Source organism: Haloferax sp. Q22, assembly GCF_001482285.1.
Classification (GTDB): domain Archaea; phylum Halobacteriota; class Halobacteria; order Halobacteriales; family Haloferacaceae; genus Haloferax.
The window spans coordinates 38141-55273 of record NZ_LOEP01000032.1 but is presented as its reverse complement, the minus strand read 5'-3'; the positions used below and the strand labels follow the sequence as shown (position 1 = coordinate 55273).

Sequence of the window (17133 nt, the reverse complement as noted above, 5' to 3'; positions counted from 1 at the left end):
CGCCTGCGACCCGATTTTTTCGACGCGCTGTTCTCCCCTCACGCCGCCCCGTGCCAGACGCGGACCACAGCGCCTAACTGCGCCGACTCCCGAGCGTCGCCCATGCGAATCGGAAGACGGGAGGCGGTTGGCATCGTCGTCGCGCTCGCGGTGTTCGCTGGCGTCGTCACCGCGGTCACGGGCGGTGGCGCGGGCACCCTGACTGTCGAACGCGTGGACGAACTCCCGCAGGGACAGGGCGCGGTCGCCTTCGGCAACCTCGACCCCGACCAGCGCGAGACGTTCGAGGAGGCAGTGTCGACCGGCGAACCGACGGCGATACCGAACGTGGCCGCGAGAAACGAGTTCGTCGACCCCGGCTACGTCCGGTACGACGGCGACATCTACCGGACGACCGTCTCCGACTGAACCGGCGTTCGACGCTCGAATCCCGCGCCGCAATCGGAGCCGATTTGAGCGATGACGCTGGAGCGCCGCCCATGCGAGTCAGCGTGCTACTCGCCGCGGCGCTCGTCGTCTCGACGGGCTGTCTCGGTGGCGGAAGCGGGATGGCGAAACTGAGCGTCACCCGAGTCGACGACCTCCCGCAGGGCGAGGGGGCCGTCTCGTACCAGAACCTCGCGCCGGCCCAGCAGTCGGCGTTTCGGGAGGCGCTCGGGGGCGAGCCCGTGACGCTCCGGGAGGGAACGGACAGAAACGAGTTCCGTGACCCCGGCTACGTCCGGTACGACGGAGAAATTTACCGAACGACCATTATAGTTCCGTGAGGGCGACCGACCGGTCAGTTCGACGGACGAACTATAGAGAGTACGTATGCGAACCCCTTACTCGACACCGAGTTCATCATCGGGCTTTTTTATCAGTCACTCGTAGGCGACGCCATGAGAAACGCAAAAATCGTCTGCACCCTCGGTCCCGCGTCCTTCGACCGAGAGACGATTCGCGGGCTCGCCGACGCCGGCATGAGCGTCGCCCGGATGAACGCGAGCCACGGCAACGTCGAACACCGGTCCGACGTCATCGACAGCATCCGCGCCGTCGACGACGCGACTGACGAACCGCTCGCGGCCATGCTCGACCTGCAGGGCCCCGAGGTACGAACCGCCGACATCGACGAGGACATCTACCTCGAAACCGGCAGTGAGGTCCGCTTCTACGAGGGCGACGACGCCACGCCCGAGGCGGTCGGCCTGTCGTACTCCATTACCGCCGCGGAGTCCGGCGACACCATCCTCCTCGACGACGGCCGCATCGAGGCCACCGTCGAGCGCGTCGAGGACGATTCAGTCCACGCGACCATCGTCTCCGGCGGGAAACTCAGTTCGCGCAAGGGCGTGAACGTCCCCGGCGTCGACCTCGACATCGACCTCATCACCGACTCCGACTACGAGAACCTGAAGCTCGCCGCGAAGAAGGAAGTCGACTACGTCGCCGCCTCGTTCATCCGCGACGCGGAGGACGTCTACACCATCAGCGACACCCTCGAAAACCTCGGCGCGGAGATTCCCATCATCGCCAAAATCGAGCGCGCCGGCGCGGTCGAGAATCTCGACGAAATCATCCAGGCGGCCCACGGCGTGATGGTCGCCCGCGGCGACCTCGGCGTCGAGTGCCCCCTCGAAGAAGTTCCCATCATCCAGAAGCGCACCATCCGCAAAGCGCAGGCCGCGGGCGCGCCGGTCATCACCGCGACCGAGATGCTCGACTCGATGGTCCGCTCGCGCCGCCCGACCCGCGCGGAGGCGTCCGACGTGGCCAACGCCGTCCTCGACGGCACCGACGCCGTGATGCTCTCCGGCGAGACCGCCGTCGGCGACCACCCCGTTCGCGTCGTCGATACGATGTCCCGCATCGTCGAGGAAGTCGAGGAAAGCCCCGAGTACGACGAGAGCCAAGAACAGCGCGTCCCGACCGCCGACGAGGGCTCCCGCACGGAGGCGCTGGCCCGCTCGGCGCGCTACCTCGCCCGCGACGTGAACGCCGCGGCCGTCGTCGCCGTCTCCGAGTCCGGCTACACCGCCCGGAAGACCGCGAAGTTCCGCCCCGGCGTCCCCGTCGTCGCCGTCACGCCGAACGACCGGACGCGCCGCCAGCTCGCCGTCTCGTGGGGTGTTTCGGCGCAGTACGCCGACTACAGCCCGAGCGTTGAGGGCGTCATGGACGACGCCGTCACCGCCGCGCTCGACGCCGGCGTCGCGGAGTCCGGCGACACCATCGTCGTCCTCTCCGGCATGATGACGGAGCTCGAAGGGACGAACACGACGAACATGCTCAAGGTCCACGTCGCCGCCGAGCCCGTCGCCACGGGCCGGAAAATCGTCAGCGGCCGCGTCGCCGGTCCCCTCTACCGCACCGAGGACGGCGACCTCACGGACGTCCCCGAGGGCGCAATCCTCGCGCTGTCGGCCGAGTTCGACGGCGAGTTCAACGGCGACGCCGACAAGCTCGCCGGCATCGTCGACGCCCGCGCGGGCATGACCGGCTACCCGGCGCTCGTCGCGCGCGAACTCGACATCCCGATGGTGTCGGGCGCGCCGCTCCCGAAGACCATCGCGGAGGGCGCGACCGTCACGCTTCACGCCGAGCGCGGCATCGTCTACGAGGGCGACGTCATCAGCCACGACCGCGGCAACCGGAAGTAGTGCGGTAGCCCTTTCCCGCCACGACGCTTACACACGATTCGATGTCCCGCGCACCCTCACCCGAGGCCGAAGACGACCGCGATGGTGACGGCGACGGCGAGTGGCGCTTCGGCGTCGACGACGTCGGCCCCGACGGCATCATCGACGACGAACCCGAGATCGAACAGCTCCCCATCGAGCCCGGGTCACCGCGGGCCGAAAACGTCGCGTTCGTTTTCCTCGGCGTCCTCCTCGCGGTCGGGCTTATCGTCATCACCGTGTTCCCGGGCGCGGTCTGACCGCCCCGCGGCGCGCCGACCGCGACCCGTCGCGAGGACCGGCTTCGACCCATCCGACTTTCCGTTTTGATAATCGGGACTGTTGATTTATGTGACCCCGAGGGGAACCACCGTCAACCCCCCGACCGGGACACACCAAATGAGTTACGCAGTCCGCGCACCCTCCGTGTTGGTCGCCGCGTTGATTCTCCTCGCGGCACTCTGGGTTCCGACGCCCGCAGTCGCCGCCGACGAGCCGACCGCGTCGTTCGGCGAGGACGTTACCACCGTCACCCGCGGTGACGTCGTCGAGATACGTGTCCGGCACTCCCAGCCGGGGACGCTCAACATCGGCGGCGACGGCTACGGCTACCACCTGAGCGTCGCCCTCGTCGGGTCGGGGACGACCACCCTCACCATCGACACCTACAACTCGACCGGCGCGCCCGAGACGTACGTCTCCGGCGGCGGCAACAAGACGCTCCACACCGGCCAACTCAGCGAGCCGATCGAGCCGACGACGTACGTGATGAACGTCACCATCGACGGCGTCGAGCGCGCTATCGGGCAACTCGACATCGCGGAGCGCGGGAACACGTCGGCGACGACCAACGTCGCGCCCGCGAGCCTGAACGACTCGGACACCGCGATGTCGACCGAGCGTATCCGGGGCGAGATTACCGAGCGAACGACCGTGGCCAAAGGCGACCTCGCGGTCGTCAGACTCGACGAGAGCGGGCTGGAGTCGGCGCTGAACCCGGGGGACGTGACCGGGGGCGCGAACGCCAACGGTATCGAAATCACGCTGAACCAACTCGAAGTCCGGCCGAACCGGGAACAGCAGACGTTCCTCGCGACGCCCGAAAACGGAACGACCGTCGTCACCGATTTCGAAACCGACGAGGTGTTCGTCATCTGGGACACCTCGGACCTCCCGTTGGAAGGCGACGCCGAGGACTACGAACTGCAGGTGACGCTCCGCGGTGACCACAGCGACTTCGTCGACGAGGACACGATCACGGCGCGCTCGCGGGTGCGACTCGTCGAGCCGACCGTCTCAATCGAGGTGCGAAACGAGACGGTGTACCCGTGGGAGTCCCCGCAGGTGACCGTCACCGGCGAGACGACGCTTGCACCGAACAGCGTCGTCGAACTCAGAGCGCGCGCGCCCGGCCAGCCGTTTTTGAAGCTCGTGCCGATGACGGTCACAGCGAACCGGACCGTGACGCAGAACCTCACGTTCGCGCCCGAAGACCGCGGGCTCACGTTCCCGCTTTGGGTGCGCGACTACCGCGACCAGACCGAACACACGATGCGTATCCTCGACTCCGAGGCGAGCCTCCGATTCGTCGACCAAGAGACCGACGGAACGTTCGTCACCGTCAGCCGGGTGAACCTCTCCGTCGGCGGCTTCGTCGCGGTCGAGACCGCCGACGAGGAGCCGATGGGAACGAGCGCGTATCTCCCGCCGGGGACGCACCGGAACGTCGTCGTGGAGTTCGACCGCCGGCAGTTGGTCGACGCGGAACTGCTCGCAATCGCGTACGCGGACCGCGACCGCGACGGGAACTTCTCCGCCGCCGTCGACGCGCCGTACCGGACCGGCGGCGACGAAACGGAGAGCGGTGCGACCGACGACGACGTGGCCGGGGACAGCGACGAATCCGCCGACGACGACGCGGCCGCTGACGACGACCGGGTCACCGGCACCATCGTCGCCGACGACGCGATGGTCCGACTCGAACCCGGCGCGAAGACGCCGACGACGACGGCCACGACGACCGCGAGCGAGACGGAATCGACCCCGGCGATGACGACGACGCCCTTCCCGGTCGTCGAGCGGACACCGCTGGAACCGGCCGCCGCCGGAACGAACACTGGAATTCCGTTCTCGCCGGGACTGACGGTCGTCGCGCTCGTCCTCACCGGACTGGCCGCGCGGCGACTGCGACGCTGACGAACACCGAGGCGACAAGATGACACACGACCGACGCGGACACGACCGACGACCCGCCCCCGACGGCCCGGAGGGACGCGAACAGTGACGAGACTCGTCGAACTCGAACCGGCGAAGTTCGTTCACTTCCTCTCGGACCTCTGGACCCAACGGAACTGGCAGACGAACGCCCAGCCCCGAGGCGAAGGTCGGTACCTCGTACAGGGACAGCGCGGCGACGGCACGAAAGGGCTCATACTCGTGCTCCCGTCCGTCGAGGTGACGGTCGGGAAAGGGCACGTCAAAGGCTTCGTCGCACACGCGAAAAAGCGCGGCATCGACACCGTCGTCGTCGCCACGCAGGGCGAGTTCGACGACGCGGTTCGCGGGTTCGCCACGAACCACGACGTGACGCTGCTCGACCGCGACGAACTCGGCGAGACCGTCGCCGACGAGGGCCTCGAACAGACGGTCAAGCAGTACACCGACGGCGACGTGTTCGAGACGGCAGAGGTCGAGTTCGGCCTGCCGTTTGACCTGCCCGAGCCGGTCGAAGAGGCGTTGGCGTCGCTCCCGATAGCCGCCGTGCGCGAACGGCTCGCCGGACTTACTGGCGGCGACGGCGATGGTGGCGGCGACTCCTCGAGAGGCTCGCTCCGCGACAGACTGCCGTCGTCGGTCGACGACCTGAAATCGGGGTCGCCGCCGAGCGTCCGCGTGGTCGTCGTCGCCGTCCTGTTGCTCGTCCTCGCACTCGGCTCCGTCGCCGTGCTCGGGCCGATGGTAGACGGACTCGGTGGGTCGGGCGGCGGGGGAAGCGGGGTCGCCGTCTCCGCACTCTCGGGCGCGAGCGCCGACTCGGCCGACGTGGTCGCTCGGTGGAACGCGCGGACGACCGAGTCGCTTCAGGTGGGCAATCAGACGTACGCCGCGCCGGAGGGAGAGCGGTTCGTCGTCGTCGCGCTCAACGCGACGGCCGCGGACGCCGCGCCGGGCGCGCTCTCCCAGTCGGCGCTCGTGTTCGAATCCGACGGCGTCAGGTACGGCCACCAACCGCTGTCGAACGCGACCGGCTTCGACAACGGCGGGCTGTTCGCCCCCGGCGAGAGCGCGCGCGTCTGGACCGTCTTCGCCGTGCCGAGGAACGCGACCACCGGGACTCTCCTCGTCCAGCCGACCAACGAGGACACCGTGGCGTTCGTCCACGACGACGCAGTCTCGACCGACCCGAACCGCAACGACTGAGCGCGGGCGACTCCGCCCCGCCACGGAAATCACGCACCGACCGCGGCCCTCGCGCCGCGTTCAACCCTCAATCCTTAATCGGGCGACGGCCCTAGACCCGGTATGGCACACCCGCCGTTCCCGTTACAGACCGGTCTCATCACCCCCGAGACGCTCCCGCTGTTGCTCGTGCTCGCGGGGCTCGGCCTGTCGCTCGCGGAGGCTATCGCCCCCGGCGCGCACTTCGTCGTCCTCGGCGTCGCCCTCCTCGCGGCGGGACTGGTCGGCCTCTTTATCCCGGCGCTCGCAGGCCCGATCGTGCTCGGCCTGCTCGTCTTCGTCTTCGGCGCGCTCGCGCTCTACGGCTACCGAGAACTCGACATCTACGGCGGGAAGGGGGAAGGAAAGACGAGCGACTCGGACGCGCTGACGGGCAAGATGGGGCGCGTCACGGAGCGCGTCACGCCGACCAGCGGCGAGGTCAAACTCGACGAGGGCGGCTTCAACCCCTACTACGCCGCCCGGTCGGTCCACGGTGAACTGGAAGAGGGAACCGAAGTCATCGTCGTCGACCCCGGCGGCGGCAACGTCGTGACCGTCGAGGGCGTCGGCCCCGGCGAGGACGAGATCGACCGCGAACTCGCCCGAGAACGGGCGCGGCAGCGACGCGAGGAGTCCGCGGAGCGGGAAGAAGAACTCGAACGAGAGGGGAAAGAGGGAGTCTGACCGGCGGCCATCGTGCGCGGTCGACGCCCGGTTCGGGTCGACTACGCCCTCGTCGCCGTCGAAACCGTCCGACGTGACGGCCGCACCACACGAATACTTATCATTCGTCCAACCCAACACGGGCGTATGGACTTACTTGCCCTCCAGGCGGGACTGGGCATCGGAGGCGTCGTCGTCGGCCTCCTCGTGCTCGTCCTCGCCATCGTGACGGTGTACCAGATGGTCGAAATCGTGGACGCCTACGAGAAGAAGGCACTCACGGTGTTCGGGGAGTACCGACGCCTCCTCGAACCGGGTATCAACTTCATCCCGCCGTTCGTCTCTCGGACCTACGCGTTCGACATGCGGACCCAGACGCTCGACGTGCCCCGGCAGGAAGCCATCACCCGCGACAACTCGCCGGTGACCGCCGACGCCGTCGTCTACATCAAGGTGATGGACGCCAAGAAGGCATTCCTCGAGGTCGACAACTACAAGCGCGCCGTCTCCAACCTCGCCCAGACGACCCTCAGGGCCGTCCTCGGCGACATGGAACTCGACGACACGCTCAACAAGCGTCAGGAGATTAACGCGCGAATCCGCAAGGAACTCGACGAGCCGACCGACGAGTGGGGCGTCCGCGTCGAGTCCGTCGAGGTCCGCGAGGTCAACCCCAGCGCCGACGTGCAGCAGGCGATGGAGCAGCAGACCTCCGCCGAGCGCCGCCGCCGCGCCATGATTCTCGAAGCGCAGGGTGAGCGTCGCTCCGCCGTCGAGACCGCGGAGGGTGAAAAGCAGTCGAACATCATCCGCGCGCAGGGTGAAAAGCAGTCGCAGATTCTCGAAGCGCAGGGTGACGCAATCTCGACCGTCCTCCGTGCGAAGTCCGCCGAGTCGATGGGCGAGCGCGCCATCATCGACAAAGGCATGGAGACGCTCGAACGCATCGGACAGGGCGAATCCACGACGTTCGTCCTCCCGCAGGAACTCACCTCGCTCGTGGGCCGCTACGGCAAACAGCTCACCGGCTCCGACGTACAGGACATGGAAGGCCTCTCCAGCAAGCAGTTCGACGAGGAGACGCGCGAACTCATCGGGCTCGACGACATCGAGGAGATTCTCGGCCAGATAGACCAGGCCGCCGAGATGGACGTCGAACAGCTCGAACAGGAGGCCGAAGCCATCAAAGCGGGTGCGGAGGTCAACGACATCAAGTCGCCCGACGAGGTCATCGCCGAGGCCGACGAGGAAGAAGAACCCATCAAGTCGTCCGACGAGGTCGTCGCCGAAAGCGAGAACGCCGAGGGCGCGGCCGCAGCCGACAGCTCCGCGGACGCGGAAGCCGCGAGCAACGGGCAACCCGACGCCGACGGTGACGGCGACGAGGAAGACGAGATGTCCTTCGAGAAGGACCTCGAATAGTCGCGTCGGCGGACCGTCCCGGATTCCGACGGGTGTAAATGCCGAAGCCCTTTTCTTCGCGCCGTCTCGTATGTGGGAGTAGATGTCGAACCGCCGGGTAGACGAAGACAAGCGCGCGACCCTCCGTCGGTTCGCCGCGCTCGGGGCCGCCACGCCGCTCGTGGGCCTCGGGGGCGGCGACGACGGTGAGGACGACTCGTCCGGGTCGAGCGACGCGCGGGACGCCATCGTCGGCTACGTCGCGTCCACGCCCGGCGCGCACTTCTCGAAGGTCCGCGACGACCTCCAGTTAGGGACCGGCGAGACGCAGTACCACCTCCGGAACCTCGTCGACGACGACACGCTCGAAGTGCGCCGCGACGGCGACTACAAGCGGTTTTTCCCCGCGAGTCGGTTCTCCGAGTTCGAGCAGGTCGCGCTCGGCTACCTCCGTCGCGACACGCCGCGCGGGATGCTCGTCCACCTGCTTCGCGACCCCGACGCGACGGGGAGCGAACTCGCCGACCGTCTGGGAGTCTCCCGGGCGACGGTGAGCACCTACGCGAAGAAACTCGACGCCGTGGGCCTCCTCTCGCGCGAGGACGGCTACGCGGTCCGCAACCCCGAGACGGTCATCACGCTCCTGATTCGCTACGCCGACTCCTTCGGCTCCGACGCCGCGGCGTTCGCCGATGACGCGGCTGAACTCATCCGGTTCGACCCCTGACGGGACCGGACGAGTCGAGGTAGCGGTCGAGACGGGCGACTGACGCTGTACCGTGTGACGGTTCGATGTTTATTCCGATTCGTAGCGGCGGCGCTGGGACGCGAGAAAACCCGAAAAAGTGGGGATGGAACGACGTGGGGTGGGAGACGACGGCGTTCCGGGTGGAGTGGCGCGAGGGAGGACGCGCCGGGGTGCACGCCGGAGACGGCGTGCGGCGGGGCCGGAGTGAAGCGTCAGCGGGGGCTCAGACGGTCACCTTCCACGTGGTTCCCGAGGAGTAGCCCCACTTCTCGACGCTCACGTCGAAATCGCCGTCGAGGATGGGGCGCATGTTCGCGCCGACCTCCTTCGCGGAGAGGTCGAGGTCGTCGGCGATGAGGCGGGACTTGAAGTACGTCTTCGCCCCGGCGTTGGAGCGGAGGTAGTCGAGGATGCGGCGCTGTTTCTCCGAGAGGCTGCGGTTGGCGTCGAGGACCTCGCCCTCGACTGCGGTCGCGGAGGCGGTCGTGCTCATACCTACACAGAGAGACGAGACGCCTATCAGGGGTTTGGTACAGGAGCTTAACACGTCGCCGTCTTTCGATTTTAACCGAAAACGGGCCGTCGGGGCGGCCCCACTGAGCCGTCGCAGGTACAGTCGCCTAACACCCACGCGACGCGGACACACCAACGAGGGAACAGGCTGGACGCGTCAGGGCCGTCAGGACGCGTCAGGGCCGTCAGGACACGTCAGGGCCGTCAAGGCCGTCAGGACACGTCGGGACGCGCCGGAGCGCAACGGGGCGGCCGCCAAACACCCGAACGTTCCGAACTGTCCGTCTCACGGACCGTAGTTGTTCCAAGACAGAAAATTCATACGCGGATAGCGGCCATACGACGACAATGGGTCGCCCGACAGAACGACGCCCGGCCGCCGCGACCGCGGCCGGCGTCGAAGTGAGCGTCGTCCTCCCCGCCTACAACGAGGCGCTGACCATCGAGAACACGGTCCGCGTCACCGTCGAGACGCTCGAATCGTTCCTCCCCACCGACGCCTTCGAAGTCATCGTGGCCGAAGACGGCTGCGACGACGAGACGCCGGAGATAGCTGACCGGTTGGCCGCCGAGGACGACCGGATTCGACACTACCACAGCGACGCCCGCCTCGGTCGCGGCGGCGCGCTCGAACGCGCCTTCGAGGCCGCCGACGGCGACACGCTCGTCTACTTCGACACGGACCTCGCGACGGACATGCGCCACCTCGAAGAGTTGGTCGAGCGCGTCCGCTCCGGCGAGTACGACGCCGCGACCGGGTCGCGCTGGATGCCCGACCGGGTCGCCGACCGCCCGCGGAAACGCGGCGTGCCGAGCCGGGCCTACAACGGCCTCGTCCGCCTGTTCCTCCGCTCGGACCTCCGCGACCACCAGTGCGGCTTCAAGGCCTTCAGCCGCGAGGCGTTCGAGGCGCTCCGCGACGACGTGGAGGACAACCACTGGTTTTGGGACACGGAGATGCTCGTCCGCGCCCAGCGCGCCGGCTTCCGCGTCGCCGAGTTCCCCGTCGACTGGGAGCCGAAAGGCGACACGAAAGTCGACCTCGTCCGCGACATCCTCGGGATGGGAAGCCAGATTCTCCGGACGTGGTGGCAACTCACGGTCCGGCCGCGCATCACCCGCCGGGTGACCATCGTCGCCGGCCTGCTTTTGACCGTCTTCGCGCTCGCGTTGATGACGCTCTACATCGATCCCTCGGAGGTCATCACGGTCCTCGGCGAGGCCGACCCCGCGCTCGTCGCGGCCGCCGCGGTAATCTACGTCGTCTCGTGGCCGCTCCGGGGGATTCGCTACCGCGACATCCTCGCCGAACTCGGCTACCGCGAGAAGGCGAGCTTCCTCACGGGGGCGATATTCATCAGTCAGACCGGGAACCTCGTGTTCCCCGCTCGTGCGGGCGACGCCGTGCGCGCCTACGTCGTGAAGGCGCGCCGGAACATCCCGTACCCCTCGGGCTTCGCGTCGCTCGCGGTCGAGCGGGTCTTCGACCTGCTCACCATCGCGGGGCTCGCGGGTGTCGTCCTCGTCGGCCTCGCGGCGACCGGCGGCCTCGACGACATCGCCACGGTGCTGGCGACCGGCGTGAGCGGCGGCTCGGTCGACGTGTCCGCCGACGACGTGCGCACCGTCGCCTACGTCGCCACCGGCGTCGGCGTCGTCGCCATCCTCGGCGTCCTCGGCATCGCGCTGTCGGCCCGCGCGGACCGGAACGTCGTCCGGGCGTTCGTCGGCCGGTTCTCGTCGGACTCCTACGTCGAACTCGTCGCGGGCGTCATCGAGCAGTTCGTCTCCGACCTGCAGGCGGTCGCCGGCAACCGCGCCGCCTTCGGCCGCGTCGGCCTGACGAGCCTCGCCATCTGGACCGTCGACGTGGTGACGGCCGTCGTCGTCCTGCTCGCGCTCGGCGTCGACATCGACCCCGTCGTGCTCGTCGGCGTCTCGTTTTTCGCCGTGAGCGTCGGGAACCTCGCGAAGGTGCTCCCGCTCTCGCCCGGCGGCGTCGGCCTCTACGAAATCGCCTTCACCGTGTTCATGGCCGCCCTCGCGCCGATCACCCCCGCCGCCGCGCTCGCCGCGGCGGTCCTCGACCACGCGGTGAAAAACGCCGTCACCATCGTCGGCGGCGTCGCGTCGATGCTATCGCTCAACGTCTCGTTGACGACCGCGGTCGAAGAGAGCGCGGACGTGCGCGACCGCGACCACGAACTCGCCGAGTCAGAGTGACGGAGCGGGTCAGTACCCTTCAGAATCCGCGACTCAGTACAACTCACACCGGAAGGGCGCGAACGCGCCCGTCACGGCCGATTCGAGCGCGTCGGTTCGGGTGAGCCGGCCGCCGGTGAACACGCCGGCCGCGCCCTCGTTTTTCGCGATGTCGTCGGTGCCGAGCACGTCGTCCATCACCGGCCCGAGTTCCTCGCCCGCATCGATGCGGTCCGCGATGCGGGCGGGAAGGGGGAGGCTCGGCCCCGCCGCGCGACCGACGCGCTCGCCGTCGGTCACGGCAGCCCACATCACCAGATACAGGTCCCTCCCGTCGGTGCCGTCGCCGGCGGGGAACGACGCGACGCCGCCCTCGATGCCGACGCCGAAGTCGTAGTCGCCCGCGTCGAGCGCCCGCTCCGCGCGGGTGACCGCGCCCGCGATGGTCTCGTCGTTCCCCGTCGGCTGTTCGGAGACGCCGGAGTCGACGGCGACCGCCGCCACGGAGGCGTCGGGACAGGTTCGTTCGACCGCGCGCCGCTTCACCGGGTTGCCGCTTCCGACCGCGATGTCCATGTCGGAAGCGCGTCGCCCGGTTATTTCCCTTCGTCGGATTCGGTCGCAGTCGCGGGTTCCCACGGCTCGGGGAGGCCGGCGTCGGGATGCAGCAGTCGCGCGAGGCGGTCGACGCCCGAGACGACGGCGGGGCTCGGCTGGTTGAGAAGCGAGTCGTCGACGGCGTGGACCGCGGCGTCGAGGTTCCATCCGCGGGCCTCGAACGCCTCGGGGTCGCCGCGCTCGCCCTTCCCGCAGGGGTGGAGAATCACGTGGTCAGGGTCGGCGGCAGCGACGGTCTCGGGGTCGACTTCGGCGGACCGCTCGCCGGGCGCGACGAACGGGGCGGACCCGCCGGCGGCGCGGACGAGGTCGGGAACCCAGTTGCCGGCGGCCATCGGCGGGTCGGCCCACTCCTCGCAGTAGACGGTCGGGCGGTCGCGACCCGCGACCACGTCGGCGATGCGGGCGAGGTGGTCGCGGCAGTCCTCGGCGAGCGTCGCGCCGGCGCTGGCGTCGCCCGCGGCGTCGCAGACGACGGGAAACGAGTCGAACACCTCGGCGAGCGTCGCGGGCGCGACGTGGAACACGTCGTAGCCGCGGTCGCGGGCCGCCGCCGCGACGTCCGACTGGAGGTCGTCGCAGGTGCAGACGGCGTCGGCGTCGAGTTCGTCGACCCGGTCGAAGTCGGGGTTCAGCCAGCCGCCGACGACCGGCTTGTCGGTCGGCGAGTGAACGGTCGCCCCGACGACGTGAGCGTCGAGACCGGCGGCATCGAGGATAGCCGTCGCGCTCGGCGCGAGCGAGACGACGCGGGGGTGGGCGGCCATGCGTAGTCGTGGTAACGCCCCTTCGAGAAAAGTATGTATCGCGTCACGGCCGACGGGAAGCCGCCGCTGACCGGTGAATCGCCGAATCCCTCACGAACCTCAATTATCCGTGTGACCGTCTCACACGTACAAACGACGCCGCTGGCCGAAAGCGATACCAAACCATTTATGCGGTCGTCTGCGGTTGCTGGTGTTACGGACAGCATCCGGGTTCTAGCCGCCTCTAACCACCCCATCCCGGAGCACCCGCCGTCGTATCCATGAGTGAACGAATCTGGACCCGAAACCCCGGCGCACAGGAGCAGGAACGAAACACGCAGAACGGCCGACAGGAGGCCGAAACCGAACAGGAAGACACGAAGGGCGATACGCTGCAGTGTCCCGAGTGCGGCGGTCACGTCGTCACCGACGACGAACACGGCGAGACCGTCTGTAACGACTGCGGCCTCGTCGTGACCGCAGACTCCGTCGACCGCGGCCCCGAGTGGCGCGCGTTCGACGCCCGCGAGAAAGACGAGAAGTCCCGCGTCGGCGCGCCGACGACCAACACGATGCACGACAAGGGTCTGTCGACGAACATCGACTGGCGCGACCGCGACGCGTACGGGAACTCCCTCGGCGCGCGCCAGCGCCAGAAGATGCAGCGCCTCCGCAAGTGGAACGAGCGGTTCCGCACCCGCGACTCCAAGGAGCGCAATCTCAAGCAGGCGCTCGGCGAAATCGACCGTATGGCCTCCGCGCTCGGCCTGCCCGAGAACGTCCGCGAGACCGCCTCGGTCATCTACCGCCGCGCGCTCGACGACGACCTGCTCCCCGGCCGCTCCATCGAGGGTGTCGCCACGTCGTGTACCTACGCCGCCGCCCGCATGGCCGGCGTCCCGCGCTCGCTCGACGAAATCGCGGAGGTCTCGCGCGTCGAGAAGAGCGAGGTCGCCCGCACCTACCGCTACATCGCGCGCGAACTCTCGCTTGAGGTCAAACCCGCCGACCCCGAGCAGTACGTCCCGCGGTTCGCCAGCGAACTCGGCCTCTCCGACGAGTCGAAGATGCGCGCGCGCCAGCTCCTGAAGAACGCCAAGGAGAAGGGCGTCCACTCCGGCAAGTCGCCGGTCGGCCTCGCCGCCGCCGCCGTCTACGCCGCCGCTCTCCTCACCAACGAGAAGACGACGCAGGCCGCCGTCAGCGACGTGGCCGACATCTCCGAGGTCACCATCCGCAACCGCTACCACGAGCTCCTCGAAGCCGAGGAGAACCTCGGCCTCGTCTGAGGACCGATTCGGACGCCCGCGCCGCCCGCGCCGGACGACGGTTCGAGCCGGACGAAGCGACTCAGTTTTCGGTTATTTGCCCGTCAGCGGCGGCGCTCGCCGCGGCAAGCGGCCGGCCTGAGCGTCGAGCCGCGCGGACCGCGACGCGGGGTCGACCGGCTCCGCACCGAGGCGAAGGGTTTTGTTTCGGGGGAAACACGTCCGTACGATGCGCACGACTCACGCCCTCACGGTGGGCGACGCCGCCGACACCGGACTCGCCGACGAGAGCGTGAACCTCGTCGTCACGTCGCCGCCGTACCCCATGATAGAGATGTGGGACGACCTGTTTTCGGCGCGCGACGACGCCGTCGCGGCGGCGCTCGATTCGGGCGACGGCGACACCGCGTTCGAGGCGATGCACGAGCAGCTCGACGCCGTCTGGGACGAGGTGGCCCGCGTGCTCGCCCCCGGCGGGGTCGCCTGCGTGAACGTCGGCGACGCGACCCGGAGCCTCGACGGGTCGTTTCGCCAGTACCCCAACCACGCCCGCGTGCTCACCGCGCTCGGAGAGCGCGGGCTAACGCCGCTTCCCGACGCCATCTGGCGGAAGCCGACGAACCGCCTGACGAAGTTCATGGGGTCGGGAACGCTCCCGACGAACGCCTACGTCACGCTCGAACACGAGTACGTGCTGGTGGTCCGCAAGGGCGACCCGCGGTCGTTCCCGCCGGGCGACGACCGGCGCTACGAGAGCGCCTTCTTCTGGGAGGAGCGAAACCGCTGGTTTTCCGACCTCTGGGAGTTCGGCGGGACCGGCCAGGGCCTCGATTCGGGCGACAGAGAACGCTCGGCGGCGTTTCCCGTCGAACTTCCGCTGCGCCTGATTCGGATGTACTCCGTCTACGGCGACACCGTCTTCGACCCCTTCGTCGGCACCGGAACCACGACGCTCGCGGCCATGCTTGCGGGGCGGAACTCGGTCGGCTACGACCTCGACGCCGACCTCGTCTCCGGGTTCGAAACACGGCTCGACGACCTCCCGGAACGCTCGCGCGCGGAGGTCGAACGTCGACTCGACGACCACCGGGAGTTCGTCGCCGACCGCGACGAGCGGCCCGGCCACGACGCCGAACACTACGACTTCCCGGTCGTGACGAAACAGGAGCGCCGCATCCGCCTGTACCGCGTGTCGTCGGTCGAGGCGTCGGCCGACGGCGCGGACCGCGAGTTCGTCGTCGAACACGAACCGCACGATGAGGGCGGGGCCGCCAGCGCCGCGGGGACGCCGCCGACTTCGGAAGACGCGCAGACGACTGACTAACCTCGAAACGGTGGAATCCGGGGCGTTCGAACGCGTACTGTCAGGCTTCGTACCGCTTGACAGACTGTCCGACAATCCAGACGTTTAAGAGCGCGGACGACGACGCCAACGAACGATGCCCGATGCTCGTCGTCGCGCGTTCGTCGCTGTCCTCGTCGGCGTGGTTGGTGCCTCGCTCGGAATCGCCGGGGCGGGCCACGTCTACCTCCGCGAGTGGCGACGTGCGATTGCGTGGTTCACCTTCGTCGTCGGCGCGGGGCTGGTGTTGCTCTCGACGTTCGCCGACCCGGCGACCGTGACCGTGGACTCGGTTCCGAGAGAGGTGCTGATTCCCGTCCTCGGACTGCTGTTCCTGAGCGCGCTTGACGCCTACCGCGTCGGGATTCGCCCCCGCGGCCGCAACGCGAACGGCGAGCCGACCTGCCCGATCTGTGGCGGCGAACTCGACCGGAACCTCGACTTCTGTCCGTGGTGTGCGACGGAACTCGAATGGTACACGGTCGAAGATTGACATCCTCCCGCGCCTGAAGACGCGGGAATCCCACGGCACCGCACCGCTGAGTTGGGATATTACGGTTCGCGGTTAGCAACCTGTTCTCGTGGGGCGAAAACACCCTCACTACGGTCGAACAGGTGAACCGCTGGCTGTGCCAACCAGCCGTTATCCCTATCACCGCCATCCGTGGCGAGACTCGGGAGTACCTTTTGTCGAATATTCTCCGCACCATTCACGTCCGCGTTCGCCACCGTCTCGCACTCCTCACACACGTACAGTCCACGTTCAACGCGCTGATTCTTGTCTGTGTGACCACACACTGAACATGACTTCGACGTATCGCGTTCCGACACCAACTCCACGTCGATGCCTTCCGCTTCCGCCTTGTAGTCGAGAAGCGTTGTGAAGCGGTCGAACGCCCACCCGTGTAAGTCGAGGTTGCCGTGGTCGCCCCAATTCCGAGAGTCGCCCGTCTCGTCATCCTCTCGAATGCCGCCGAGGTCACCAACGACAAGCGTCCCGACATCTCGTTCGACACACTGTTCCACGATTGCTTTCGAGAGGGAGTGTAAGAAGTGTGTCCGGCGACCAGTCCGATTCCGGTCAAGACGAGTCGCCTCACGGGACGAGGAATCGTCGCACTTGGCCTTCTTTTTCGTGAAGTAGTATTCGTCCTCTTTGAGTGCGCCACCGGGATACAACACCGACTCGCCACCGAACGAGACGGCGGCAAAGTTGCAAACCCCAAGGTCAACACCGGCCACCCCGTCACCCGGCGGTTCCGGGTCGATAGTGGTGCGACAGACGAATTGCAGTCGCCATTTGTCGCGTTTGTGGACGGCGCGAACCTGTTGAATATCCCACTCGGTTAGGTCAACATCCGGGCGAGTCTGATACTCACAGAGTATGAAGTCTGAACGGTGTTCTTTGAGGTTGCGACCTTTTGAGAGGCGAACGCGGGTGAACTGTGCGTCGTGCTTGAAGCCAGCCGCTTTGAACGACACGGTTGAACGTGGGTGGGAGTCTCCGTTTTTGCGGTAGCCGGGCGGTCGG

At 67.9% G+C, this 17133-nt stretch carries 17 protein-coding genes; 13 read left to right on the top strand and 4 right to left on the bottom strand.

Translation table 11 applies throughout. The features are described 5' to 3' along the window. Nucleotides 1–102: 102 nt before the first annotated feature. From AM590_RS14095 to AM590_RS14055, 9 genes are all read left to right on the top strand, one after another. Nucleotides 103–408, top strand: coding sequence for a hypothetical protein (locus AM590_RS14095; RefSeq protein ID WP_058828028.1), 306 nt, complete (start codon nt 103–105; stop codon nt 406–408). A 71-nt stretch (nt 409–479) separates the two neighbouring features. After that, nucleotides 480–767 carry a hypothetical protein gene (locus AM590_RS14090; protein ID WP_058828027.1) on the top strand — a complete coding sequence of 96 codons (288 nt, stop codon included), beginning with the start codon at nt 480–482 and terminating at the stop codon, nt 765–767. A gap of 114 nt (nt 768–881) precedes the next feature. After that, entirely contained in the window at nt 882–2642 is a 1761-nt protein-coding gene (gene pyk / locus AM590_RS14085) for a pyruvate kinase (RefSeq protein WP_058828026.1), read from the top strand. 41 nt (nt 2643–2683) lie between these two features. Beyond that, nucleotides 2684–2920, top strand: a complete 237-nt coding sequence (locus AM590_RS14080; RefSeq protein ID WP_058828025.1) for a hypothetical protein — start codon at nt 2684–2686, stop codon at nt 2918–2920. A gap of 139 nt (nt 2921–3059) precedes the next feature. Further along, the gene (locus tag AM590_RS20555) at nt 3060–4856 is read left to right on the top strand and encodes a hypothetical protein (protein ID WP_058828024.1); all 1797 of its coding nucleotides are present in this window, start codon (nt 3060–3062) and stop codon (nt 4854–4856) included. 84 nt (nt 4857–4940) lie between these two features. Next, nucleotides 4941–6080 (top strand): restriction endonuclease, encoded by a 1140-nt coding sequence (locus AM590_RS14070; RefSeq protein WP_058828023.1) that lies wholly within the window; start codon nt 4941–4943, stop codon nt 6078–6080. 102 nt (nt 6081–6182) lie between these two features. Beyond that, nucleotides 6183–6785, top strand: coding sequence for an NfeD family protein (locus tag AM590_RS14065; RefSeq protein ID WP_058828022.1), 603 nt, complete (start codon nt 6183–6185; stop codon nt 6783–6785). A 126-nt stretch (nt 6786–6911) separates the two neighbouring features. Next, entirely contained in the window at nt 6912–8186 is a 1275-nt protein-coding gene (locus AM590_RS14060) for an SPFH domain-containing protein (protein ID WP_058828021.1), read from the top strand. Between the two features lie 82 nt (nt 8187–8268). Then, the gene (locus AM590_RS14055) at nt 8269–8892 is read left to right on the top strand and encodes a MarR family transcriptional regulator (protein ID WP_058828020.1); all 624 of its coding nucleotides are present in this window, start codon (nt 8269–8271) and stop codon (nt 8890–8892) included. A gap of 244 nt (nt 8893–9136) precedes the next feature. Here the strand turns inward: AM590_RS14055 and AM590_RS14050 are convergent, their stop codons facing one another. After that, nucleotides 9137–9406 (bottom strand): hypothetical protein, encoded by a 270-nt coding sequence (locus tag AM590_RS14050; RefSeq protein ID WP_004972643.1) that lies wholly within the window; start codon nt 9404–9406, stop codon nt 9137–9139. Nucleotides 9407–9774: 368 nt separating this feature from the next. Here AM590_RS14050 and aglD point away from each other — a divergent pair, with 368 nt between their 5' ends. Beyond that, entirely contained in the window at nt 9775–11649 is a 1875-nt protein-coding gene (gene aglD, locus AM590_RS14045; protein ID WP_058828019.1) for a flippase domain-containing glycosyltransferase AglD, read from the top strand. A 33-nt stretch (nt 11650–11682) separates the two neighbouring features. Here aglD and yjjX read toward each other — a convergent pair whose 3' ends face one another. Together yjjX and AM590_RS14035 are read right to left on the bottom strand one after the other, a co-directional pair. Further along, entirely contained in the window at nt 11683–12204 is a 522-nt protein-coding gene (gene yjjX, locus AM590_RS14040; RefSeq protein ID WP_058828018.1) for an inosine/xanthosine triphosphatase, read from the bottom strand. A gap of 20 nt (nt 12205–12224) precedes the next feature. Continuing rightward, complete coding sequence (locus AM590_RS14035) at nt 12225–13013, bottom strand: helical backbone metal receptor (RefSeq protein ID WP_058828017.1); 789 nt, start codon at nt 13011–13013, stop codon at nt 12225–12227. Nucleotides 13014–13273: 260 nt separating this feature from the next. Here AM590_RS14035 and AM590_RS14030 point away from each other — a divergent pair, with 260 nt between their 5' ends. The 3 genes from AM590_RS14030 (at nt 13274) to AM590_RS14020 (ending at nt 16095) form a co-directional block, all read left to right on the top strand. Next, nucleotides 13274–14281 (top strand): transcription initiation factor IIB family protein, encoded by a 1008-nt coding sequence (locus tag AM590_RS14030; protein ID WP_004971221.1) that lies wholly within the window; start codon nt 13274–13276, stop codon nt 14279–14281. A 208-nt stretch (nt 14282–14489) separates the two neighbouring features. Then, nucleotides 14490–15584: a site-specific DNA-methyltransferase gene (locus AM590_RS14025; RefSeq protein ID WP_058828016.1), complete on the top strand. Its 1095-nt coding sequence runs from the start codon at nt 14490–14492 to the stop codon at nt 15582–15584. A 115-nt stretch (nt 15585–15699) separates the two neighbouring features. Then, on the top strand, nt 15700–16095 hold the full coding sequence (locus tag AM590_RS14020; protein ID WP_058828015.1) for a hypothetical protein: 396 nt from the start codon (nt 15700–15702) through the stop codon (nt 16093–16095). Between the two features lie 59 nt (nt 16096–16154). Here AM590_RS14020 and AM590_RS14015 read toward each other — a convergent pair. Beyond that, nucleotides 16155–17133: transposase (locus AM590_RS14015; protein WP_253805948.1), on the bottom strand; the 979-nt coding region annotated here is incomplete at its 5' end.